We start from the raw sequence: 23,139 nt of genomic DNA on the forward strand, positions 1-23,139 counted from the left end.
AACCCGCGGGCCCCGCACGGCAGTCGCGGCCGGACCGGTCAGCCGTTGCCAGGGCCGGTCAGCCGTTGTAGCTGCTCTGCGCCCGCTCCAGCCCGCCGGTGACCAGCGCCTCGACGGCGTCGGCGGCCCGGTCCACGAACCACTCCAGTTCCTTGCGCTCGGCCGAGGAGAAGTCCTTGAGCACGAACGCCGCCACGTCCATCCGCCCGGGCGGCCGGCCGATCCCGGCCCGCACCCGCAGATACTCGGCGCCGAGCGACTTCGTGATGGACTTCAGCCCGTTGTGGCCGTTGTCGCCGCCGCCGAGCTTGAGCCGCAGGGTGGGGAAGTCGATGTCCAACTCGTCGTGGACCGCGATGATCCGGTCGGTCGGCACCTTGTAGAACTCCTTCAGCGCGGTGACCGGCCCGCCCGAGAGGTTCATGTACGACATCGGCTTGGCCAGCACCACCCGCGCGCTCGCCGGGCCGGGCGGCCCGATCCGCCCCTCGACCACCTGCGCCTGCGCCTTGTGGGCCCGCTTGAACTTCCCGCCCATCCGCTCGGCGAGCAGGTCGGCCACCATGAACCCGATGTTGTGCCGGTTGCCGGCGTACTCCGGCCCCGGGTTGCCCAGGCCCACCACCATCCAGGGCCCTGTGCTGTCGCTCATCCACGTCTCCGAAAGCAGTCGCCGTACACCGTAGAACCGTAAGGGGCGCGCATCCTGGCCGGCGGTCCTTACACGCGCCCGCCGCGTACGACCGCCGCGTACGACCGCCGCACCGCGCAAACGGCCGCCGCCGCACCCGGAGGTACGACGGCGGCCGGCGCGTTCTGGTTCAGCTCTCGTCGGAGGCGTCCGCGGCGGGCGCCTCGGCGGCGGCCTCGCCCTCACCCTCGGCGGGCTCCTCGGCCTCGGCCTGCGCGGAGACGACCTGGATCACCACGGCGTCCTCCTCGGTGACCAGCGTGGTGCCCTTGGGCAGCTCGACGTCCTTCGCCAGGATGGACGCGCCCGCCTCCAGACCCTCGACGGAGACCGTGAACGCCTCGGGGATGTGGGTCGCCTCGGCCTCGACCGACAGCGTGTTGAGCACGTGCTCCAGCAGGTTGCCGCCCGGGGCCAGCTCGCCCTCGGCGGAGACCGGCACCTCGACGGTGACCTTCTCGCCGCGCTTCACGGACAGCAGGTCGATGTGCTCGATGAAGCCCTTCAGCGGGTCGCGCTGCACCGCCTTGGGGATGACCAGCTCGGACGCGCCGTCGATGTCCAGCGAGATCAGCACGTTCGGGGTGCGCAGCGCGAGCAGCAGCTCGTGGCCGGGGACCGTGACGTGCCGGGGGTCGGCGCCGTGGCCGTACACGACCGCGGGGACCTGGTTGGCGCGGCGCACCCGGCGGGCGGCACCCTTGCCGAACTCGGTGCGCGCCTGGGCGGGGATCTTCACTTCAGCCATGGGAATCGGCTCCTCGTAATGGTGGGCAGTACGGTCGCCCGGCCGCGACGGGCCGATCCTTCACGAGGAGCGCGTCGATAACGGAGGTGCTGCGGACGTACGTCCGGGCCCTTCCCTCGCCGAGCAACCTCGACAGCGTAACCGTGGGAAGGGCCCGGAACGAAATCCGTGCGGCGGGCGGCCTGACGGCGCCCTGTCAGCTCGAGCGCCCTGTCAGCTCAAGTGCTGGGTCAGTGCGCGTCCTCGAAGAGGCTGGTGACCGAACCGTCCTCGAAGACCTCGCGCACCGCGTTCGCGATGGTCGGCGCCATCGACAGCACCGTGATCTTGTCGAGGTCGGTCTCCGCCGGCGTCGGCAGCGTGTCGGTGAAGACGAACTCGCTGACCTTGGAGTTCTTCAGCCGGTCCGCGGCGGGCCCGGAGAGCACCCCGTGCGTGGCGGTGACGATGACGTCCTCCGCGCCGTTGGCGAACAGCGCGTCCGCCGCGGCGCAGATGGTGCCGCCGGTGTCGATCATGTCGTCGACCAGCACGCACACCCGGCCCTTGACGTCGCCGACCACCTCGTGGACCTTCACCTGGTTGGCGACGTCGGGGTCGCGGCGCTTGTGCACGATCGCCAGCGGCGCGCCCAGCCGGTCGCACCAGCGGTCCGCGACCCGGACCCGGCCGGCGTCCGGGGAGACCACGGTGAGCTTGGCCCGGTCCACCTTCGCGCCGACGTAGTCCGCCAGGACCGGCAGCGCGACCATGTGGTCCACCGGGCCGTCGAAGAAGCCCTGGATCTGGTCGGTGTGCAGGTCGACGGTGAGGATGCGCTCGGCGCCCGCGGTCTTGAACAGGTCGGCCATCAGCCGCGCCGAGATCGGCTCGCGGCCGCGGTGCTTCTTGTCCTGCCGGGCGTAGCCGTAGAACGGCACGATCACGGTGATGCTCCGCGCGGAGGCCCGCTTGAGAGCGTCGACCATGATGAGCTGTTCCATGATCCACTGGTTGATGGGGCTGGTGTGGCTCTGCATCAGGAAGCAGTCGGCGCCGCGGGCCGACTCCTCGAACCGCACATAGATCTCGCCGTTGGCGAAGTCGAAAGCACGGGTGGGGACGAGCTCTACACCCAGCTCGTATGCCACCGCCTCCGCCAGATCGGGGTGGGCGCGGCCGGAGAAGAGCATCAGCTTCTTCTCACCGGTCGTCTTGATCCCGGTCACTGCACCGTCTCCTTGGTGTTCGACTGGTGTTCGGCACAGCGTCGCCCGAAGTCGGGCGGGCTGGCGGAATTGTGTGCACCACACACGGTACGCCCCATCCGGCGCACCTGTGCACCTCACGTCCGGCCGATGAGACGACCCTCACTCACTCCGGCGCGTCGGTCTCGTCACCCTGCTGCTGTGCGCGTTCGGCCGCCTGCGCAGCGGCACTGCCGGGCCGCTTGCGGGCCACCCAGCCCTCGATGTTGCGCTGCTGGCCGCGGGCGACGGCCAGCGAACCCGACGGCACGTCCTTGGTGATCACCGAGCCGGCCGCGGTGTAGACGCCGTCGCCGATCACCCGGGGGGCGACGAACATGTTGTCCGCGCCGGTCTTGCAGTAGCTGCCGATGACGGTGTGGTGCTTGGTCTCGCCGTCGTAGTTCACGAAGACGGTGGCGGCGCCGATGTTGGTGTGGTCGCCGATGGTCGCGTCGCCCACGTAGCTCAGGTGCGGCACCTTGGTGCCCTCGCCGATCGCGGCGTTCTTCATCTCGACGTAGGTGCCGGCCTTGGCCTTCGCGCCCAGCCGCGCGCCCGGCCGCAGGTAGGCGTACGGACCCACGGACGCCTGCTCGCCGATCTCGGCGTGGTCGGCGACGGCGTGCGAGACCCGGGCGCCCGGTCCCACCGAGGTGTCGGTGAGCGTGCACTCCGGGCCCACCTCGGCGCCCGCGGCGATGCTGGTGGCGCCGAGCAGTTGCGTGTTGGGGTGCACCAGCGCGTCGGGCTCGACGGTGACGGTGACGTCCAGCCAGGTGGTGGCGGGGTCCACGATGGTGGCGCCGGCCAGCATCGCCCGCTCCAGCAGCCGGTCGTTGAGCGCCCGGCGGGCCCGCGCGAGCTGCACCCGGTCGTTGACGCCGGCGATCTCCTGGTGGTCCGCGGCGACGTACGCGCCCACCCGGTGGCCGCCGTCGCGCAGGATCGCCAGGGTGTCGGTGAGGTACTCCTCGCCCTGCGCGTTGTCGGTGGTGAGCTTGCCCAGCGCCTCGGCGAGCAGCCGCCCGTCGTAGGCGTACACCCCGGAGTTGATCTCCTTGACCGCCCGCAGCGCGTCGCCGGCGTCCTTCTGCTCGACGATCGCGGTGACCTGGCCGTCGGAACCGCGCACGATCCGCCCGTAGCCGGTCGGGTCGGGCACCTGGGCGGTCAGGACGGTGACCGCGTTGCCCTCGGCGCGGTGCGCGGCGGTGAACGCGGCCAGCGTCTGCGTGGTCAGCAGCGGCACGTCGCCGTAGGTCACCACGACGGTGCCGTCCAGGGCCGCGCCGCGCCGGTTCAGCTCCGCCAGGCCGACGCGCACCGCGTGGCCGGTGCCGAGCTGCTCCTCCTGCACGGCCGTCAGCGCCTTCGGGTCCTGCTCGGCGAGGTGCGCGGTGACCTGCTCGCGGCCGTGTCCGACGACGACCACCAGGTGCTCGGGGTCCAGCGCGCGGGCCGCGGCGACGGCGTGGCCGATCAGCGAGCGGCCGCAGATCGGATGCAGGATCTTCGGGGTGGCCGACTTCATGCGGGTGCCCTCACCCGCGGCGAGGATGACGACGGCAGCCGGGCGGTTGGGGCTCACGCGGGAGACTCCTCGGCTTCGGGGCTTCGGGTGCTGGACAACCGCAGCTTACCGAGGGTGGGGAATCTTCTCCCGATCCGCTCCGCCGCCAGGACTCGAACCCGGACTTAAGGCACCAAAAGCCCCAGTGCTGCCAATTACACCACGGCGGATCAACTCGACCTGCGGGACCCGTCGTCGGGGTCCTTCATGCCGGACGAAACCATCATGCCGTACGACACGGGGTGGACGCGACGCCGTTGCGGGGTAAAGATCCACTCGAACGACACCCGCAAGGGAAGGCGACCCTTACCCGACTGGTCCTGTCGCCCGCCGGACGCCGCTGCAATACTTACGGAGGCGTAGGTTGTGCGGCACACGGCCCCTGCGCCGTGCAAGCGACTTTCCCATCAGCTTTCCCATCAGCCCATTTCGGTCCCCTCCTCTCCTCAAGGGACGCACATGACCACACAGACGGACGTGATCACCGAGTCCCGGGAACCCGGGTCCTCAGGACAGGGATCGCCGCTGCCAAGTGCCACCCGCGGCGGCGAGAGCAAGCGATCGATCGAGCAGATCTCCCTGCTGCTCTTCATCTGCATCCCCTTCGTGGCGCTCGCCGCGGCGGTGCCGCTGGCCTGGGGACGGGGGATGAGCTGGCTGGACGTCGGCCTGATGGTCGTCATGTACTTCCTCGGCTGCCACGGCATCACCATCGGCTTCCACCGGCACTTCACCCACGGCTCGTTCAAGGCCAAGCGCCCGCTGAAGATCGCGCTCGCCATCGCCGGCTCGATGGCCGTCGAGGGCCCCATCGTGCGCTGGGTCGCCGACCACCGCCGGCACCACAAGTTCAGCGACGCCGAGGGCGACCCGCACAGCCCGTGGCGATACGGCGAGACCCTGCCCGCCCTCATGAAGGGCCTGTGGTGGGCGCACATGGGCTGGCTCTTCGACGAGGAGCAGACCCCGCAGCAGAAGTACGCGCCGGACCTGATCAAGGACCCGGCGATCCGCCGGATCTCCCGTGACTTCTGGCTGTGGACGGCGCTCTCCCTGCTGATCCCGCCGCTTGTCGGCGGCCTGGCCACGATGTCCTGGTACGGCGCCTTCACCGCGTTCTTCTGGGGGTCACTCGTCCGGGTGGCACTGCTGCACCACGTGACATGGTCGATCAACTCGATCTGCCACGCGGTCGGCAAGCGGCCGTTCAAGTCCCGGGACCGCTCGGGCAACGTGTGGTGGCTGGCGGTGCTGTCCTGCGGCGAGTCGTGGCACAACCTCCACCACGCCGACCCCACCTCCGCCCGGCACGGCGTGCTGCGCGGCCAGGTCGACTCCAGTGCCCGCCTGATCCGCTGGTTCGAGCTCGCCGGCTGGGCCTCCGACGTCCGCTGGCCGGACGCCGCCCGGATCGCCGCCCGCCGCCAGGAGAGCAACCGGCAGGACGTCGACGAAGCGGCATGATGGGTCGGTGAGCGACGGCGAAGACGGAAGAGCCCGGCAGCCCTCCGCCCCGGCGGGCCCGAGCGCGCGGCGCGCCCGGCGGGTCCGGATGACCGGCAAGGAAAGACGCGAACAACTCCTCGACGTGGGCCGGGTGCTCTTTGCCGAGCGCGGCTACGAGGGCACGTCGGTGGAGGAGATCGCGCACCAGGCGGGGGTGTCCAAACCCGTCGTCTACGAGCACTTCGGCGGCAAGGAAGGGCTCTACGCCGTCGTCGTCGACCGTGAGATGCGCCGCCTGCTCGACATGGTGACCGGCGCACTCACCGGCGGCCACCCCCGCGAACTCCTGGAGCAGGCCGCCTTCGCCCTGCTGGACTACATCGAGCAGTACACCGACGGGTTCCGGGTCCTGGTCCGGGACTCCCCCGTCGCCCAGTCCACCGGCACCTTCGCCTCCCTGATCAGCGACATCGCCACCCAGGTCGAGGACATCCTCGGCCACGAGTTCGAGCAGCGCGGCTTCGACCCCAACCTCGCCCCGCTGTACGCGCAGGCGCTGGTCGGCATGGTCGCGCTGACCGGCCAGTGGTGGCTGGACGCCCGCCGCCCGCCGAAGGCCGAGGTCGCCGCGCATCTGGTGAACCTGAGCTGGAACGGCCTGTCCGGCCTGGAGCAGCAGCCCCGGCTCATCGGCCACCGCAAGAGCTGACCTGGCGGCGGGCGCGTACGGAGCCGGTCCGGGGCCGGGCCGGAGCCCGTCCGGAACCCGTCCGGAACCCGTGCGGGGCCCGTGCGGGAACCCGCCCCGTACGCCGCGGGCGTGTGGTCGACTGGTGCCGTGGAAGCTGTCTGGACGAGTGCCGTGGCGGTCGCCGGCACGCTGCTGGGGTCGGTGCTCACCTACGCCTTCCAGCGCCTCGCGGCCGGCCGCAGCGAGCTGTTCGCGCGGGCCGAGGAACTCCGCAAGGAGCGCGTGGCGACGTACAGCGGGTACGCCGCCGCGGTCGAGGAGTACCGCCACGGTCAGGCCACCCGCTGGTACGTCCGGGCGGAGCGCCCCGACGGCGAGGCGTATCCGCGGGTGCGCGACGAGGCGCACCGGCTGCGGACCGCGGCCCGGCAGGCGCTGTACCGGGTGAAGTTGGTCACCGACGCACCCGACGTGGTCCTCGCCGCGGAGCGGGCCTACCGGTCCACCTGGGACCTGTCGAACGCGGCGGACCAGCGGGAGCACGACACGCGCGACGAGTCGGCCCGCCGGGCCATAGAGGAGTTCGTCTCCCGGGCGGCGCCGCTGGTGCGCTGACGGCGGCGGGCGGCGCCGGTGCTCCCGGCGCCGCCCGTGTACCTGTGCGCCCCGCAGGCGCCGCGTGCCTACCAGAGGCGGCGGGCACCCGCCGAAGGGGCGATCGTGAAGTGCCGGGACTGCGGGAGCGCCGCCGCCACCGCCTGCGTGATCCGGTCCAGGTCGCCCGCTTCGAGCAGCACGATCGCCGAGCCGCCGAAGCCGCCGCCGGTCATCCGGGCGCCGAGCGCGCCCGCGGCCAGCGCGGTGTCCACCACGAGGTCGAGTTCCGGGCAGGAGACCTGGAAGTCGTCGCGCAGCGAGACGTGTCCCGCGGTCAGCACCGGGCCGATCTCGCGGACCCGGCCGGCGTCGCACAGCGCGAGTACCTCCTCGACCCGGCGGTTCTCGGTGACGACATGCCGGGTCAGCCGGCGCAGCCGGTCGTCGGGGAGCGCGGCGAGGGCGTCGGCCAGGCCGTCGAAGGCCACGTCGCGCAGCGCGGGCAGGCCGAGCGCGGCGGCGGCGGCCTCGCAGCCGGCCCGGCGCTCGCCGTAGGCGCCGTCGGAGTGCGCGTGCTTGACGCGGGTGTCGACCGCCAGCATCGCCAGCCCCGCGGCGCCCAGGTCGAGCGGCACCTGCCGCTGGGTGAGGCCGCGCACGTCGAGGTGGAGGGCGTGGCCGTCGGTGCAGCAGGCCGAGGCGGTCTGGTCCATGACGCCGACCGGCGCGCCGACGTAGGTGTTCTCCGAGGACTGGCAGAGCAGGGCGAGGTCCTGCCGGGACATGCCGTGCACGCCGTGCAGTTCGGTGAGCGCGAGGGCGGTGACGACCTGGAGCGCCGCGGAGGAGGACAGCCCGCCGCCGACCGGGACGGTGCTGTCGTAGAGCAGGTCGGCGCCGCCGATGTCGTGGCCGGCCTGCCGCAGCGACCACAGCACGGCGGCCGGGTAGCGGACCCAGCCGGGTGTGGTGCCGGGGGCGAGGTCGGCGATCGCGAGTTCGACGGTGCCGTCGTCCATGTCCGCCGAGTGCAGCCGCAGCAGCCCGTCGTCGCGCCGGGCGACGGCCGCGCGGGTGACGTGCGGCAGCGCGAACGGCATCGCCAGGCCGTCGTTGTAGTCGGTGTGCTCGCCGATCAGGTTGACCCGGCCGGGCGCCGCCCACGCGCCTTCGGGGGCGCGCCCGAAGACGTCCTTGAACGCGGCCTCGAATGCGGAGTCGTCAGTCATCGTATGTCGCCCTCCCCGAGCGATCGAGCGAAGTCCCAGGCGTCACGGACGATGCCGGCCAGGTCGGTGCGGGACGGCTGCCAGCCCAGCCGCTCGCGGGCCCGGTCCGCGGAGGCGACCAGCACCGCGGGGTCGCCGGGGCGGCGCGGCTGCGAGGTGGCCGGGATCGGGTGCCCGGTGACCTCGCGGACGGTTTCGATGACCTCGCGGACGGAGAAGCCGTTGCCGTTGCCCAGGTTGCAGATGAGGTGCTCGCCGGCCTGGGCCTTGTCGAGGGCCAGCAGGTGGGCCTCGGCGAGGTCGGCGACGTGGATGTAGTCGCGCAGGCAGGTGCCGTCGGGCGTCGGGTAGTCCTCGCCGTAGACGGCGATCGACGGGCGGCGGCCCTGGGCGACCTGGAGGACCAGTGGGATGAGGTGCGACTCGGGGTCGTGGCGCTCGCCGTGCGCGCCGTAGGCGCCGGCCACGTTGAAGTAGCGCAGCGAGACCGCGGCCAGGCCGTGGGCGGCGCACTCCCCGCTGATCATGTGGTCGACGGCCAGCTTGGTGGCGCCGTAGGGGTTGGTGGGGGCGGTCGGCGCGTCCTCGGTGATCGGCACCGTGGCGGGCTCGCCGTAGGTGGCGGCGGTGGAGGAGAAGACCAGCGTGCCCACGCCCGCGCTGCGCATGGCGGCGAGCAGTTCGAGGGTGCCGGCCACGTTGTTGCGCCAGTACTTCTCCGGGTTCGCGACGGACTCGGCGACCTGGGAGGAGGCGGCGAAGTGCAGCACCGCGTGGTAGGAGCCGTCGAGCACCTTGCCGGCGTCCTGGACCCGGCCCTCGACGAACTCGGCGCCCGCGGGCACCCCTTCGCGTACGCCGGTGGACAGGTCGTCCAGCACGGTCACCTGGTGGCCGGCCTCGACCAGATGCGCCGCCACGACGCCGCCGACGTAGCCGGCGCCGCCGGTGACCAGCAGCTTCTTACGTCCGGGGGACCCGGTGGTGTCGGTCACTTCGTGGCCACCTCTCGCAGTCGCAGCGCCGCGGCCTCCGGAGGCACGTCGTTGACGAACACGCCCATGCCGGATTCGGAACCCGCGAGGAACTTCAGCTTGCCCGATGCGCGCCGAATGGTGAAAAGCTCCAGGTGGAGGGCGAACTCCCGGCGGTCGGCCGCGGTGAAGGGCGCCTGGTGCCAGCCGGAGATGTACGGGGTCGGCGGCTGGTCGGCGCCGAAGATCCGGTCGAAGCGGCGCAGCAGCTCCAGGTAGACGTGCGGGAACTCCGCCCGGGCGTCCTCGTCGAGGCCGAGCAGGTCGGGCACCCGGCGGTTGGGGTAGAGGTGCACTTCGTACGGCCAGTGCGCCGCGTACGGGACGAACGCCGTCCAGTGCTCGCCGGCCAGCACGATCCGGCTGCCGTCGGCGCGCTCGTCGGCGAGCACGTCGTCGAAGAGGTTGCGGCCGGTGGCCGCGCGGTGCTCGGCGAGCGAGCGCAGCATCAGCGCGGTGCGCGGGGTGGTGAACGGGTACCCGTAGATCTGCCCGTGCGGGTGGCCGAGGGTGACGCCGATCTCCTTGCCCCGGTTCTCGAACGGGAAGACCTGGACGACGCCGGGCAGCTGGGACAGCTCGCGGGTGCGGTCGGTCCACGCGTCGAGCACCAGGCGGGCGGCCTGCGGGGTGAGGCTCGCGAAGGACGCGTCGTGGTCGGAGGTGAAGCAGACCACCTCGCAGCGGCCCTTGTCGCCGGTGAGCGAGGGGAAGCGGTTCTCGAAGACGACCACCTCGTAGTCCGCGGCCGGGATCTCGGTCTGCCGCCCCTCGCGCGAGGGACACAGCGGGCACTGGTCGGCCGGCGGGTGGTACGTGCGGCCCTGCCGGTGCGAGGCGACCGCCACGCTGTCGCCGAGCAGCCGGTCGAAACGCGTCTCGGTGGTGGTGGCCACCGGTTCGAGCGGGCGGGGATCGCTCGCGTCGCGGACCACGGCGTCGGCTGAGTCGTAGTAGATCAGCTCACGGCCGTCCGCGAGCCGGGTCGGCGTCTTCTTCACCTACGGCACCTCACACCACGATCACTCAACACGCTTCCAACAGAACCGAACACAATGAATCACAACGCAACAGAACAGTCAATGCCGGGGGCCTACGAAGTCACATAGCTTGGTCACGATGGGGGATCGGGCCGTACGCAAGCGCGCCCGACCGCAGCGGGGCACAACCAAACAAAGCCGAACAGACCACGACGCAACGGGGCGCGGAAGCACTCCCCCGGAGCCTCGCCGGGGACACCCCACCCGGGCGAACCCCCGGGACACCCCACTCGGACGAAACCCCGGGGGGACAACGGCGCGAGGGACCGCCCGAGCACGGGCGGTCCCTCGGACCGTTCGGAAACGGGCGCCCCGGGCGGTCAGGGACGCCCCTCGCTCATCGCGTCGGCTCTCCGGCCGCCCGCTCCAGCAGCCCGGTCCGGGCCGCGAGCGCCGCCGCCTCCAGCCGGGAACCCACGCCCAGCTTCATCAGCACCCGCTGCACATGGGTGCGGGCGGTGCTCGGCGCGATCCGCATCCCGGCCGCGATCACCCGGGTGTCCTCACCCTCGGCGACCCGCACCAGCACCTCGACCTCGCGCGGGGTGAGCATGTCCAGCAGCCGGGCCCCCTCGTCGTCGGGCTGCCGGGCCGGGTTGAGCAGTTCGGCGAAGGCGCCCTGCAGCAGTTGCTGGGCCACCGCGACCTCGCCGGTCCTGGCCTTGGCCATGGCCCGCTCGACGCCCTCGATCCGCTCGTCGTGCCGGACGTACCCGGACGCGCCGGCCGCAAAGGCCGCGGCGATCCCGCGCGGGTCGGGCACCGGCCCGAGCACCACCACGGCCACCGCGGGCCGCTCACGCTTGATCCGCGCCACCGTGTCGAACGCGCCGGGCTCGGCGGGCGCGGCGGTACCGAACAGGCACACCTCGGGCGTCCTGTTGAGCACCAGTTCGGCCGCGCCCGCGGCGGGCGCCGCGGCCGCCAGCACGCGGTGCCCGCGCAGCCTCAGCGCCGAAGCCAGCGCCTCGGCGAGCAGCCGGTGGTCGTCGACCACGACGAGCCGTACACCCATCTCGGGTCTCCCCCATCCCCCTGCGGCCCGACGGCCGCCGGTACCGGTCCCCAGTCCATACCGCGACCGGACCGGTCCCAACCGCGCCTGCGGGCGGAAGCACGCGCTCGCCGCGAAAATACCCGCTTCCCGGCGCCGAGCGCGTCCCTACCGGTGGAAACGTGCCACGGTCCTACGATCGGATCGCCCGGTGCGCCCGGTGTCCCCGGAGCGCCCGGTGCGTTCCGGGCCGATGCGCGATCAGCCGTACACCACCAGGTACTTCTGCCCGGTCTCGCCCGCGTATACGGTCTTGGAGGCCAGGTAGAGGACGTTGTCGTGCCACACCATGTAGCGCTCGTCCCCGAAGGAGTCCAGCTTGTTGTACGCGTCGGACCCGAGCGTCGCGTAGGTGGTCATCGTGCCGTCGCCCGGATCGAGGGTGACGAGCTTGCCCGGCTTGTCGTACGACGGCGCCTCGTACCCGAGCACCTTGCCGTCCTGGAAGCCGATGCCGGTGATGTCGTAGTTGTCGGCCGGCTTGGCGACCCACTTCTGCTTGCCGTCCGAGAGGTTGAAGGCCACGATGCCGCTGAGCACCTTGCCCTCGCCCGCGGTGTCGCCGGCCAGCGTCAGGTAGACGGTGTCCTTGTCCACCAGCACGTCGTGCACGGACTGCACCTCGATGCCGTCGTCATCGATCCGGTACTTCTTGGTGCCCAGCGACACCCGCGACTGCAACCGGCCGTCGACCAGCGACGCCACGTCGGTGTAGATCGTGTCCTGGGTGCCGAGCAGCACCACCACCGGGTCGGTGGAGACGACCGCCGTCACCCGCAGGCCCTCCGGCGCGGCCCAGGTCCACTTCGCGGCACCGGCCTTGGCGGGATCGACCACCTGCACCTTGTAGGAGGTGTCGTAGCCGCAGTCGAGGACGGCCACGAACTGCGCGCCGCCGGCGTACCCGTCGTCCCTGCAGTTGTCGCCGCTGTCGCCGTCGCCGGACTGCCACAACGTCTTCTGCGCGCTGAGCTGGTAGCCGGCCGAGCCCTCGCCCCAGGTGATGCCGACCGAGTCCCCGCTGACCGCCATCTCGGCGTCGCGGTAGCTCGGCGAGCTGTCGCCGCCGGGGAGTTGCGCGGTCCACAGCATCTTGCCCGAGGCCAGGTCGATCGCCATGATCTTGCCGCAGTCGGCGCCGTACTGGATCGCGGTCATGTCGTGGTAGGCGTCGCGCGCCGCGGTGCAGTCCGAGCCGGCGGCCGCCGGGATCGCCCACGCCTGCGCGCCGGTGCCGATGTCGTACCCGACCACCTGGTTGATCTGGTTCTTCACCACGTACTTGTCGGTGAACCAGACGCCCAACTCGTCCTTCAGGTTGTCCTTCTCCGCGACGGTGTCGGCGTCCTTGTCCCACTTGAAGTCCAGCTGGGACTTGTGCGCGGCGGTGCTCGGACCGCCGCTGGTGCCACCGGAGTTGGCCTGCGGCTTCGGATCGTCCTTGCCGCCGCCCTTGGTCGCGAAGTACACGCCGCCGCCGATCACCAGCACCGCGGCCACCACGGCCGCCACGATGATCACCAGCTTGTTCTTCGACCCGCCGCCACCGGGTATGCCCGGCTGCCCGTAGGGCGGTTGACCGCCGTAGGGGGGCTGCTGGCCGTACTGCGGGGCGGGCGCCTGCTGCGGGTAGCCGTAGGGTCCGGCGGGCGGCGGCGTCTGACCGTACTGCTGCTGGCCGTATCCGGGCTGCGCGTAGCCCTGCCCGGGTTGCGGCGGCTGCGGGCCGGGGTAGCCGTAGCCGGGCGCGGGCGCCGGCGGGGGCTGCTGCGGCGGCTGTCGGGGTTGCTGGGGCTGCGGCGGCGGTGGGGGCTGCTGCTGGGGGAACGCGGGCTGGGTCGGCGCCGCGTACGGGTTCTGGCCCGGGGGCGGCGGAGAGGCGTACGGGTTGTCCGGCTGCGAAGGGGGCGGCGGCACAGCTCCGCCGGCGCCGCCGTACGGGGGCGGGTTTCCGGGGGGCGGGGGCGGCTGCGACATCAGCTGGTCCTTCTTCGGGCCGGGCGAATGGAGTTCGGGCGAGCGGAGACTCTTTCTATCACCCGCCCCACTTGACTCCCCGGGCCGCCGCTGTTCCGTTACCGGCCCGCTACACGTCCCCCACCAGCGCGCCCGCCGGCGCCCCCGGCACGCTGCCGCCGGGCCCCGCTACGCGTCCTCGGCCAGCTCCAGCCAGCGCGTCTCCAGGTCCTCGCGCTCCTCGCGCAGCGCGCGCAACTCCGCGTCGAGAGCGGCGACTTTCTCGAAGTCGGTGGCGTGCTCGGCGATCCTGGCGTGCAGTTCGCCCTCGCGCTCGCCGACCTTGTCCAACCGCCGCTCCACGCGCTGGAGTTCCTTCTTCGCGGCACGCGTGTCGCGGGCTCCGGCGCCGCCCGGGCCGGAGTTCGCGCCGGCGCCGTCGGCGGTCCGCTGGGCCGACTTCGCCGCCTTCGCCGGCTTCTGGGCGGCGGCGGGCGGCGCGGTGGCGGCGACGAGCGCGTGCCTGCGCTCCAGGTACTCGTCCACGCCGCGCGGCAGCATCCGCAGGGTCCGGTCGCCGAGCAGCGCGAACACCCGGTCGGTGGTGCGCTCCAGGAAGTAGCGGTCGTGGCTGATCACCAGCATCGAGCCGGGCCAGCCGTCGAGCAGGTCCTCCAGCTGGGTCAGCGTCTCGATGTCGAGGTCGTTGGTCGGCTCGTCGAGGAAGAGGACGTTGGGCTCGTCCATCAGCAGCCGCAGGATCTGCAGCCTGCGGCGCTCACCGCCGGACAGGTCGCCGACCGGTGTCCACTGCTTCTCCTTGCCGAAGCCGAACTTCTCGCAGAGCTGGCCCGCGGTCAGCTCCCGGCCCTTGCCGAGGTCGACCCGCTGCCGTACCGACTCCACCGCCTCCAGCACCCGCTGCGTGGGGGCGAGTTCGGCCACCTCCTGGGAGAGGTAGGCGAGTTTGACGGTCCGGCCCACCACGACCCGGCCGTGCGCGGGCTGCCGCTCCCCGTCGCTTGCGGCCGCCTCGCCCAGGGCCCGCAGCAGCGACGTCTTGCCGGCGCCGTTCACCCCGACCAGGCCGACCCGGTCGCCCGGGCCGAGCTGCCAGGTGATGTGCTCCAGCAGCGTCTTGGGGCCCGCGGTGACCGTCACGTCCTCCAGCTCGAACACGGTCTTGCCGAGCCGGGAGTTCGCGAACTTCATCAGCTCGGCGCTGTCGCGCGGCGGCGGCACGTCCTCGATCAGGGCGTTGGCCGCCTCGATCCGGAACCGCGGCTTGGAGGTGCGGGCCGGGGCGCCGCGGCGCAGCCACGCCAGCTCCTTGCGCATCAGGTTCTGCCGCTTGGCCTCCTCGGTGGCGGCGATCCGCTCCCGCTCGGCGCGCGCGAACACGTAGTCGCTGTAGCCGCCTTCGTACTCGTAGACGGTGCCGCGCTGCACGTCCCACATCCGCGTGCAGACCTGGTCCAGGAACCAGCGGTCGTGGGTGACGCAGACCAACGCGGCGCGGCGCGCGCGCAGATGGCCGGCCAGCCACGAGATGCCTTCCACGTCCAGGTGGTTGGTGGGCTCGTCGAGCACGATCAGGTCCTGCTCGCCGATCAGCAGCTTCGCCAGCGCGATACGGCGCCGCTCGCCGCCGGACAGCGGGCCGATCACGGTGTCCAGGCCGCGGTCGAAGCCGGGCAGGTCCAGCGCCCCGAACAGCCCGGTCAGCACGTCCCTGATCCGCGCGTCCCCGGCCCAGTCGTGGTCCGGGCGGTCCCCGACGATCTCCTGCCGGACGGTCGCGGCCGGGTCCAGCGAGTCGCCCTGCGTCAGCACGCCCAGCCGCAGGCCGCCCTGCTGCGTCACGCGCCCCGCGTCCGGGTCCTCCAGCCGGGCCAGCATCCGCACCAGCGTGGTCTTCCCGTCGCCGTTCCGCCCGACCACCCCGATCCGGTCCCCCTCGGACACCCCGAGCGACACCCCTTCGAGCAACATGCGCGTCCCGTAGGTCTTGCTGACGCTTTCGACATTGACGAGGTTGACGGCCACGGACGGCTCTCTCTTGGGGGACGGGGGTTGTCGTGGGGGACGGGTTCAAGGGTAAACGGGGCGGGGTGGCCGCCGGCGGCGGGGAGCGGAGGAAGCTGGGACGCCGGTGGGGCGGCGGGGTGAGGCGGCGGGCCGGGGGAGCGTCCGCGCCGCGGTGGTGTGCGGGCGGGGCGGGCCCCCGGGAGGGGTGGCGGGTGAGGTGACGGGCGGGGTGGCAGGCAGGTGGCCGGGGGCGTGAGGACGGTTACGGGAGGGGCTACCGGTCGGCCTGCGGGAGGACGGTGGCTCCGGCGGCGGGTGCGACCGCGACCCTCGCGGAATCGCCGAGCACGGCCGCGATCTTGGCGGCGCCCTCCTCCTCGGCGGCGAGGAAGGCGACGGTCGGCCCGGACCCGGAGACGATCCCGGCCAGCGCCCCCGCCCCGAGCCCCGCGGCAACGGTGTCGGCCAGGCCGGGGCGCAGGGACAGCGCCGCTTCCTGGAGGTCGTTCACCAGCACCCGGGACAGCGCGTGGGCGTCCCCGTCCGCCAGCGCGGCCACCAGCGCCGGGTCGGCCGCGGGCTCGGCCACCTCGCCCGCCAGGTCGCCCGCCCCGCTCTCCCGGCGGAGCCGGTCGCACTCGCGGTACACCTCGGGCGTGGACAGCCCGCCGTCGGCCAGCGCGAACACCCAGTGGAACGCACCGCTGACCTCCAGCGCGGTGAGCCGCTCCCCGCGCCCCACCCCGAGCGCGGCCCCGCCGAGCAGCGGGAACGGCACATCGCTGCCCAGCTCCCCGGCGATCCGCAGCAGTTCCGCCATCGGCGTGCGCAGTCCCCACAGCGCGTCGCACGCGAGCAGCGCACCCGCACCGTCGGCGCTGCCGCCCGCCATCCCCCCGGCCACCGGGATGTCCTTGGCGATGTGCAGGTGGACGCCGGGCTCGATGCCATGGTGCTCGGCGAGCGCGACCGCGGCCCGCGCGGCCAGGTTCGTACGGTCCAGCGGGATGCCGGCGACATCCCGCCCCTCCGCGGTGATCGTCAGCTCATCCGCGGACCTGGCCGTCACATGGTCGTACAACCCCACCGCGAGGAACACGTTCGCCAGGTCATGGAACCCGTCCGGCCGCCGCCCGCCGACAGCGAGCTGCACATTGACCTTGGCGGGCACACGTACGGTCACGGCGGTCACGATCAGATTCTCCTCGGTTCGTACGACGTTCGTCTCTGCGTTCTTCCGGTTCGCCCGCCCGCCCCGCGGCCGGTGGGATCGTCACACCGGCCGGTGCTCGGCGATCGCCGCGAACTCCTCCACCGTCAGCGCCTCGCCCCGCGCCTGCGGCGACACCCCCGCGGCGACCAGCGCCGCCTCGGCGGCCGCCGCCGACCCGGCCCACCCGGCCAGCGCGGCCCGCAGCGTCTTGCGGCGCTGGGCGAAGGCCGCGTCGACGGCCGCGAACACCTCGGCCCGGGTCGCCGTGGTCTTCGGCGGGTCGCGCCGCACCAGCGACACCAGGCCGGAGTCGACGTTCGGCGCGGGCCAGAAGACGTTGCGCCCGATCGAGCCCGCGCGCCGCACCTGCGCGTACCAGTTCGCCTTCACCGACGGCACCCCGTACACCTTGTTGCCGGGCGCCGCGGCCAGCCGGTCGGCCACCTCGGCCTGCACCATCACCAGGGTCCGCTCGATGGTCGGGAAGGTCGCGAGCATGTGCAGCAGCACCGGCACGGCCACGTTGTAGGGGAGGTTCGCGACGAGCGCGGTCGGCGCCGGGCCGGGCAGCGCGGTCACCGCCATCGCGTCGCTGTGCACCAGCGCGAACCGGTCGGCCCGCTCCGGCAGCCGCGCGGCCACGGTCGCGGGCAGGGCCGCGGCGAGCACGTCGTCGATCTCGATCGCGGTGACCCGGTCCGCGGTCTCCAGCAGCGCCAGCGTCAGCGACCCGAGCCCCGGCCCGACCTCGGCCACCACGTCGTCCGGCCCGACCTCCGCGGTGCGCACGATCCGCCGTACGGTGTTCGCGTCGATCACGAAGTTCTGGCCGCGCTGCTTGGTCGGCCGCACCCCCAGCGCGGCGGCCAGCGCGCGCACGTCGGCCGGTCCGAGCAGGGCGCCGGGCGCGTCGGGGTCTGTCGTACTCACACCCGCAAGGCTATCCGCCGCCCGCACCGGCTCCTACCAGCCGCCGGTCAGTACCCGAAGACCCGCGCCGTGTTCCGCGCCACCGCCGCCGCCAGGGTGTCCTCGTCCTCGCCCCTGGCCGCGGCCATCGCCCGCAGCGTCACCGGGATCAGGTAGGGCGCGTTGGGCCGCCCCCGGTGCGGCACCGGGGTGAGGAAGGGCGCGTCCGTCTCCACCAGCAGCCGGTCCAGCGGCGCGGCCGCCACCGCGTCCCGCAGGTTCTGCGCCGACTTGTAGCTGACGTTCCCGGCGAAGGACAGGTAGTAGCCGCGCTCGGCGCACAGTTTCGCCATGGCCGCGTCCCCGGAGAAGCAGTGGAAGAGCACGGTGTCGGGCGCGCCCTCCTCCAGCAGGATGCGCAGCACGTCCTCGTGCGCGTCCCGGTCGTGGATGACCAGCGCCTTGCCGTGCCGCTTGGCGATCGCGATATGCCGCCGGAAGGAGTGCGCCTGGGCCTGCGCGCCGCCCGGCCCGGTGCGGAAGTAGTCGAGGCCGGTCTCCCCCACGCCCCGCACCTGCGGCAGCGCGGCCAGCGTGTCGATCTCGTCGATCGCCGCCTCCAGCGCGGCCATCCCGCCCGGTTCCCGGTCGCCCTGGCGTGACCAGTGGTCGGGGTCGCCGTGCACGATCCTGGGCGCCTCGTTGGGGTGCAGCGCCACCGCCGCCCAGATCGCGTCGTACTCCGCCGCGGTCCGCGCCGCCCAGCGCGAGCCCTCCAGGTCGCAGCCGACCTGGATGAGGGTGTGCACCCCGACCGCCGCTGCCGCCGCCAGCGCCTCCTCGACCGTGCCGGACTGCATGTCCAGGTGGGTGTGCGAGTCGGCGACCGGGACGCGCAACGGCTGCGGGGCGGGTGCGGGCTCGGCGCTCTTCTTCGTCGGCTTCGTCGGCATGGGTCCGATCCTAGGGATCGGCGCGACCCGGCCCGTCACGCGGCCGGCGGTCCCCCGCGGGGCCCGTCACCTGCCCGGTGGACCCGGGCGGGGTCCACCGGGTCCCGTCAGACCGCGGGTCCCGCGGGTGTGCCGGGCCCGCCGTGCCTGCGCAGCAGCCCGAGCACCGACCAGTGGTGCGCGTGCGGCTCGGCGTGCGGCGGCCGCGGCGCGTGCCACCGCGACACCACCTCGTCGACCTGCCCGGAGCGCATGATGCGCACCAGGTGGCCGCCGCAGTTCCCGCAGTTGGGACGGGTCAGCGGCGAGGGGACCGCGGTGCCGTCGGCCAGGTACGTGACATAGGGGCGACCCGAGGTGTCGACACGGTGCTCTATCTCGTACGCCTGCTCCCAGCCGTGCCCGCAGTTCATGCACGCGAAGGAGTAGGCCTCCCTGACGTTGTACGCGGAAGCACCGGGTGGCACCGGGTGTCCCGCACTCGTGCTCGCCCCCGTCGCCGTACGTCCGCTTCCGACGGTGTCGCTCATGGCAGCTCCTGCGGCCCTACGGACGCCTTGTCCGACCGGGACTTCCCACCACCAGCGAACGCCCCGCCCGCCCCTCCCGCAGCACACCAGGGAGAGACTTGGGCCAGATTTGGGGCGTATGTGGGAGATCGGCGATATTGCTTTGCCCTGCACCACGTTTATCTCCGTCCTCCCGGGCCGGCCGAAGTTCGCGCCGGTCACGGCCGGAAGCGGGGGGACGGGGGACGGGGGACGTCGGCGGGGGCGGGGGCGACGGCGAGAGACGGAGGCGACGGCACGGCACGGCACGGCACGGCAAGCGACGGCGGGAAACGGCGGGGAGGCTTCCGGCTGCCCCACGCCTTCCGGGTGGTCCTCACGCCTTCCCGTGCTTCGCCGCCACCACCGCGTCGAACACGTCCCGCTTCGGCACCCCCGCCTCCACCGCGACCGCCGCGATCGCCTCCTTGCGCCGCTCCCCCGCCTCCTCCCGTACCGCCACCCGCCGGGCCAGCTCCTCCGGTGCCACGTCCCCCGCCACCGGCGCCGGGGCGCCCTCGACCACCACGGTGATCTCGCCCCTCACCCGTTCGGCGGCCCAGCGCGCCAGCTCCTCCAGCGGGCCGCGCCGCACCTCCTCGTACGTCTTGGTCAGCTCCCGGCACACCGCCGCCCGCCGCTCGGCGCCGAACACCTCCGCCATGGCGGCCAGGGTGTCGTCGATACGGTGCGGCGCCTCGAAGTACACGAGCGTGCGGCGGTCGGCCGCGACCTCCCTGAGCCGGGCCAGCCGCTCCCCCGGCTTGCGCGGCAGGAACCCCTCGAAGCAGAACCGGTCCACCGGCAGGCCCGACACCGCCAGCGCGGTCAGCACCGCCGACGGCCCCGGCACCGCCGTCACCCGCACCCCGTGCTCCACCGCGGCGGCCACCAGCCGGTAGCCCGGGTCGGACACCGACGGCATGCCCGCGTCCGTCACCAGCACCACCCGGGCGCCGCCCTGCAGCGCGTCGGCGAGCTCCCCGGTGCGGGCGGCCTCGTTCCCCTCGAAGTACGACACCACGCGCCCGGCCGGCTCCACGCCCAGCGCCTGCGTCAGCCGGCGCAGCCGCCTGGTGTCCTCGGCGGCCACCACGTCGGCCGCGGCCAGCTCGGCGGCCAGCCGCGGCGGCGCGTCCGCGACGTCCCCGATCGGCGTGCCCGCCAGCACGAGCAGGCCCTCGCCGGCGGGTACCGTCCGCACCGCGGACGGGTCGTATGCGATGGGCGCGGGTGCGGTGCCGTTCGTCGTGACGTTCGCGGTGCCGTCACCGGTTTCGTCGGGCCCGGCGTCGTGGGGCTGGGTGTCGTGCGGCTGGGCGTCGAGCGCGTCGCGGCCCGTGCCGTCGGCGACCGTGTCGTCGGCCACGCTCCGCTCCGCTTGCCGGGCCGCGTGCTGGGACGTGTGCCGGGCCGTGCGGTCGGACGGATCTTCGGATGAGCTGGTCACGGCTTGAGTCTAGGCGCGGCCCGGGGGCCGGCTCCGCGCTCGGATTACCGGACAAAGCCGCCCCGGGTGCGGACAGCTCATCGCAATCTCAGACGCTTTCCCTACGATGGGCCGGTGACGAGTGAGACCGTGGCGCAGGACCGTGCCCCAGAGGGCGTCCGGGCACAGGCGGAGCCGAGCGCGTGGGCGCGGCGGCTGCGCGGTTTCGGGCACGTCGAACCGCCCCGGACCGACACCCGCGAGCGCCTGGTCCCGCCGTTTCCCGAACCCGGCACCAGGATCTGGCAGATGCTCGGCCTCGGCCCGCGCCTCGCCCACCTGGCCGCGAAGTGGTCCGGCTGGCTCGGCCCGATCATGGTCGCCGTCCTCGCGGGCGGCCTGCGCTTCTGGCGCCTGGGCAGCCCGCGCGATGTCGTCTTCGACGAGACGTACTACGCCAAGGACGCCTGGTCGATGATCAAGTACGGCTACGAGGGCACGTGGCCGGACGGCAAGGTCTCCAACCCGGAGATCCTCGCGCACCCGCAGGTCATCCCGCTGTCCAAGGTCGGCAGCTACGTCGTGCACCCGCCCACCGGCAAGTGGATCATCGGGTTCGGCGAGTGGATCTTCGGGCTGAACCCCTTCGGCTGGCGCTTCATGATGGCCGTGCTCGGCACCCTGGCGGTGCTCATGCTCTGCCGGATCGGCCGCCGGCTGTTCCGCTCCACCGCGCTCGGCTGCATCGCGGGCACCTTGATGGCCGTGGACGGCCTCGAGTTCGTGATGAGCCGGATCGCGCTGCTCGACCTCGTCATCATGTTCTTCGCACTGGCCGCGTTCGGCTGCCTGCTGGTCGACCGCGACTGGGCCAGAGGCCGCCTCGCGGCCGCCCTGCCGGTCGGTGAGGACGGTTTCGCCGGGCCCGACGACGCCACCGCCTCCCGCCAGGGCATGGGCTGGCGCCCCTGGCGCATCGCCGCCGCCGTCCTCCTGGGCCTCGCCGCTTCCAGCAAGTGGAACGGCATGTACTTCCTGGCCTTCTTCATGATCCTGACGGTGCTGTGGGACGTCGGCTCGCGGCGCGTCGCCGGCTCCCGCAGCCCGTACCTGGCCGTCCTGCGCAAGGATCTCGGCTGGTCGGTGCTGACGATGCTGCCGGTCGCCGTGGTGACCTACCTGATCACCTGGACCGGCTGGTTCATGTCCAGCGACGCCTACGACCGGCACTGGGCGGACGGCCGCGGCGGCTTCTGGTCCTTCATCCCGGCGCCCCTTCGCAGCCTGTGGCACTACGAACACGACGTCTACAAGTTCAACGTCGGCCTGCACGCCTACCACCCGTACGAGTCCAACCCCTGGAGCTGGCTGGTCCTCGGGCGGCCGGTCTCGTACTACTTCGAGTCGCCCAAGTACGGGCAGGACGGCTGCACCGCCTCCGAGGGCTGCGCCCGCGAGATCCTCGCCCTGGGCACCCCGCTGCTGTGGTGGTCGGCCTGCTTCGCCCTGGTCTACCTGCTCTACCGGTGGATCGCCCGGCGCGACTGGCGGGCGGGCGCCATCCTCTGCGCGGCCGGCGCCGGCCTGCTCCCCTGGTTCCACTACCAGGACCGCACGATCTTCTACTTCTACGCGGTCGCCTTCGTGCCCTACCTGTGCCTGGCCGTCACCATGATGATCGGCGCCTTCCTCGGTCCACGCGGGGCCACCGAGAGCAGACGTATGTGGGGCGCGGTGGGCGCGGGCACCCTGGTGCTGCTCATCATCTGGAACTTCATCTACTTCTTCCCGATCTACACGGGCATGACGATCCCCTACCACTCCTGGCAGGCCCGGATGTGGCTGGACTCGTGGATCTGACCGGAGCCCGGTACGCGGATGTCCTCAGGTCCTGAAGACCTCAGCAGGACCTGAGGACTTCAGGACATGAGGACCTGGGGACCTGAGGACCTGAGGTCTTCAGGAGGTGCGCGGCCGGCCTCGCCTCACTCAGCCGCCAACGCGTCCGTGAAACCCGCATTGCTGTTCAGAATCCCGCCGTCCACCGGCAAGGTGACCCCGGTGATCCAGGCGGCGTCCCGCGACGCCAGGAACGCGACGGCCGCCGCGATGTCGGTGGGCTCACCGATCCGCCCCAGCGGATACGACCCGGCGGCCTTCGTGAGGATCTCCTCGCGGCCGGCCCACGCCGGGGTGCGGATCGTGCCGGGCGCCACGAGGTTGACCCGGACCCCGTCCGGCGCCGCGTGCACCGCGAGGGTGCGGGTGAGCGAGACCAGGCCCGCCTTCGCCGCGCTGTAGGAGTGGTTGCCGAAGTACGACAACCCGTTGACCGAACCGATGTTGACGATCGCGCCACGTCGGCGCGGTGCGTTCATCAGATGGGGAAGAGCGGCGCGCGAACATCTCATCGCACCGCTGAGGGTGACATCCAGGTCGCGCTGCCACTCCTCGTCACTCTCCAGGGTGAAGTCCTCATGGTGCTCGCCGCAGGAGTAGGCGTTGTTGACCAGCACGTCCAGCGTGCCGAACACGTCCACCGCGCGGGTGATCGCCGCGTCCACCGACGCCCGTTCCGCCACATCGCAGCGCACCGCCTCCGCCCGTCCGCCGTCCGCCCGGATCGCGGCGGCCGTACGCGAAGCCGCCACCCCGTCCAGGTCGGCGATCAGCACCCCCGCGCCCTCGGCGGCGAACCTGCGCGCCGTCGCCTCACCGATCCCACGGGCCGCCCCCGTCACCACCACGCCGTAGCCGTCGAAGCGTTCAGTCAT

The 23,139-nt window shown here is 72.7% G+C and carries 20 protein-coding genes and 1 tRNA gene; 4 read left to right on the forward strand and 17 right to left on the reverse strand.

The genetic code is table 11. The features are described 5' to 3' along the window. Positions 1 to 58: 58 nt before the first annotated feature. The 5 genes from pth to ACIPAE_RS35715 all read right to left on the reverse strand — a co-directional run bounded on the left by pth (position 59) and on the right by ACIPAE_RS35715 (position 4,408). Positions 59 to 652 carry an aminoacyl-tRNA hydrolase gene (gene pth, locus ACIPAE_RS35695; protein WP_328464864.1) on the reverse strand — a complete coding sequence of 198 codons (594 nt, stop codon included), beginning with the start codon at positions 650 to 652 and terminating at the stop codon, positions 59 to 61. 169 nt (positions 653 to 821) lie between these two features. Beyond that, a complete protein-coding gene (locus tag ACIPAE_RS35700) occupies positions 822 to 1,439 on the reverse strand; it encodes a 50S ribosomal protein L25/general stress protein Ctc (RefSeq protein ID WP_329368560.1) in 618 nt (205 codons plus the stop codon). Between the two features lie 230 nt (positions 1,440 to 1,669). Beyond that, entirely contained in the window at positions 1,670 to 2,647 is a 978-nt protein-coding gene (locus ACIPAE_RS35705; RefSeq protein ID WP_329368558.1) for a ribose-phosphate diphosphokinase, read from the reverse strand. Positions 2,648 to 2,792: 145 nt separating this feature from the next. Next, positions 2,793 to 4,256: a bifunctional UDP-N-acetylglucosamine diphosphorylase/glucosamine-1-phosphate N-acetyltransferase GlmU gene (gene glmU / locus ACIPAE_RS35710; RefSeq protein ID WP_329368556.1), complete on the reverse strand. Its 1,464-nt coding sequence runs from the start codon at positions 4,254 to 4,256 to the stop codon at positions 2,793 to 2,795. A gap of 80 nt (positions 4,257 to 4,336) precedes the next feature. Further along, positions 4,337 to 4,408, reverse strand: a tRNA-Gln gene (locus ACIPAE_RS35715). A 289-nt stretch (positions 4,409 to 4,697) separates the two neighbouring features. On the opposite strand from ACIPAE_RS35715, the gene ACIPAE_RS35720 reads away from it, so the two are divergent. From ACIPAE_RS35720 to ACIPAE_RS35730, 3 genes are all read left to right on the forward strand, one after another. Next, a complete protein-coding gene (locus tag ACIPAE_RS35720; protein ID WP_329368554.1) occupies positions 4,698 to 5,702 on the forward strand; it encodes a fatty acid desaturase in 1,005 nt (334 codons plus the stop codon). A gap of 88 nt (positions 5,703 to 5,790) precedes the next feature. Further along, positions 5,791 to 6,393, forward strand: a complete 603-nt coding sequence (locus tag ACIPAE_RS35725; protein WP_329374237.1) for a TetR/AcrR family transcriptional regulator — start codon at positions 5,791 to 5,793, stop codon at positions 6,391 to 6,393. A gap of 129 nt (positions 6,394 to 6,522) precedes the next feature. Further along, on the forward strand, positions 6,523 to 6,990 hold the full coding sequence (locus ACIPAE_RS35730; protein WP_329368552.1) for a hypothetical protein: 468 nt from the start codon (positions 6,523 to 6,525) through the stop codon (positions 6,988 to 6,990). Positions 6,991 to 7,058: 68 nt separating this feature from the next. Here ACIPAE_RS35730 and galK read toward each other — a convergent pair whose 3' ends face one another. From galK to rsmI, 11 genes are all read right to left on the reverse strand, one after another. Continuing rightward, complete coding sequence (gene galK, locus ACIPAE_RS35735; protein WP_329368550.1) at positions 7,059 to 8,201, reverse strand: galactokinase; 1,143 nt, start codon at positions 8,199 to 8,201, stop codon at positions 7,059 to 7,061. Further along, positions 8,198 to 9,196 carry a UDP-glucose 4-epimerase GalE gene (gene galE / locus ACIPAE_RS35740; protein WP_329368549.1) on the reverse strand — a complete coding sequence of 333 codons (999 nt, stop codon included), beginning with the start codon at positions 9,194 to 9,196 and terminating at the stop codon, positions 8,198 to 8,200. The genes galK and galE overlap by 4 nt, the downstream gene beginning before the upstream one ends. Next, complete coding sequence (gene galT / locus ACIPAE_RS35745) at positions 9,193 to 10,236, reverse strand: galactose-1-phosphate uridylyltransferase (RefSeq protein ID WP_402451058.1); 1,044 nt, start codon at positions 10,234 to 10,236, stop codon at positions 9,193 to 9,195. Before galT ends, galE begins: the two co-directional genes overlap by 4 nt. A 376-nt stretch (positions 10,237 to 10,612) precedes the next feature. Next, positions 10,613 to 11,290: a LuxR C-terminal-related transcriptional regulator gene (locus tag ACIPAE_RS35750; protein ID WP_328464882.1), complete on the reverse strand. Its 678-nt coding sequence runs from the start codon at positions 11,288 to 11,290 to the stop codon at positions 10,613 to 10,615. Between the two features lie 240 nt (positions 11,291 to 11,530). Beyond that, complete coding sequence (locus ACIPAE_RS35755; RefSeq protein ID WP_402451061.1) at positions 11,531 to 13,306, reverse strand: PQQ-binding-like beta-propeller repeat protein; 1,776 nt, start codon at positions 13,304 to 13,306, stop codon at positions 11,531 to 11,533. A 168-nt stretch (positions 13,307 to 13,474) separates the two neighbouring features. After that, the gene (locus ACIPAE_RS35760) at positions 13,475 to 15,331 is read right to left on the reverse strand and encodes an ABC-F family ATP-binding cassette domain-containing protein (protein WP_402451063.1); all 1,857 of its coding nucleotides are present in this window, start codon (positions 15,329 to 15,331) and stop codon (positions 13,475 to 13,477) included. 256 nt (positions 15,332 to 15,587) lie between these two features. Further along, complete coding sequence (locus ACIPAE_RS35765; RefSeq protein WP_329374235.1) at positions 15,588 to 16,508, reverse strand: 4-(cytidine 5'-diphospho)-2-C-methyl-D-erythritol kinase; 921 nt, start codon at positions 16,506 to 16,508, stop codon at positions 15,588 to 15,590. Between the two features lie 78 nt (positions 16,509 to 16,586). Further along, complete coding sequence (gene rsmA / locus ACIPAE_RS35770; RefSeq protein ID WP_329368542.1) at positions 16,587 to 17,456, reverse strand: 16S rRNA (adenine(1518)-N(6)/adenine(1519)-N(6))-dimethyltransferase RsmA; 870 nt, start codon at positions 17,454 to 17,456, stop codon at positions 16,587 to 16,589. Between the two features lie 47 nt (positions 17,457 to 17,503). Continuing rightward, positions 17,504 to 18,388, reverse strand: coding sequence for a TatD family hydrolase (locus ACIPAE_RS35775; RefSeq protein WP_402451065.1), 885 nt, complete (start codon positions 18,386 to 18,388; stop codon positions 17,504 to 17,506). Positions 18,389 to 18,495: 107 nt separating this feature from the next. Further along, positions 18,496 to 18,918 (reverse strand): hypothetical protein, encoded by a 423-nt coding sequence (locus tag ACIPAE_RS35780; RefSeq protein ID WP_329368538.1) that lies wholly within the window; start codon positions 18,916 to 18,918, stop codon positions 18,496 to 18,498. 355 nt (positions 18,919 to 19,273) lie between these two features. Continuing rightward, entirely contained in the window at positions 19,274 to 20,140 is an 867-nt protein-coding gene (rsmI, locus tag ACIPAE_RS35785; RefSeq protein WP_402451088.1) for a 16S rRNA (cytidine(1402)-2'-O)-methyltransferase, read from the reverse strand. Between the two features lie 375 nt (positions 20,141 to 20,515). Here rsmI and ACIPAE_RS35790 point away from each other — a divergent pair, with 375 nt between their 5' ends. Then, complete coding sequence (locus ACIPAE_RS35790) at positions 20,516 to 22,225, forward strand: dolichyl-phosphate-mannose--protein mannosyltransferase (protein ID WP_402451090.1); 1,710 nt, start codon at positions 20,516 to 20,518, stop codon at positions 22,223 to 22,225. 125 nt (positions 22,226 to 22,350) lie between these two features. On the opposite strand, the gene ACIPAE_RS35795 is transcribed toward ACIPAE_RS35790, so the two are convergent. Continuing rightward, positions 22,351 to 23,139 carry an SDR family NAD(P)-dependent oxidoreductase gene (locus ACIPAE_RS35795; RefSeq protein ID WP_402451068.1) on the reverse strand — a complete coding sequence of 263 codons (789 nt, stop codon included), beginning with the start codon at positions 23,137 to 23,139 and terminating at the stop codon, positions 22,351 to 22,353.

This window comes from Streptomyces sp. NPDC087270, assembly GCF_044744625.1.
In the GTDB taxonomy this organism is placed as follows: domain Bacteria; phylum Actinomycetota; class Actinomycetes; order Streptomycetales; family Streptomycetaceae; genus Actinacidiphila.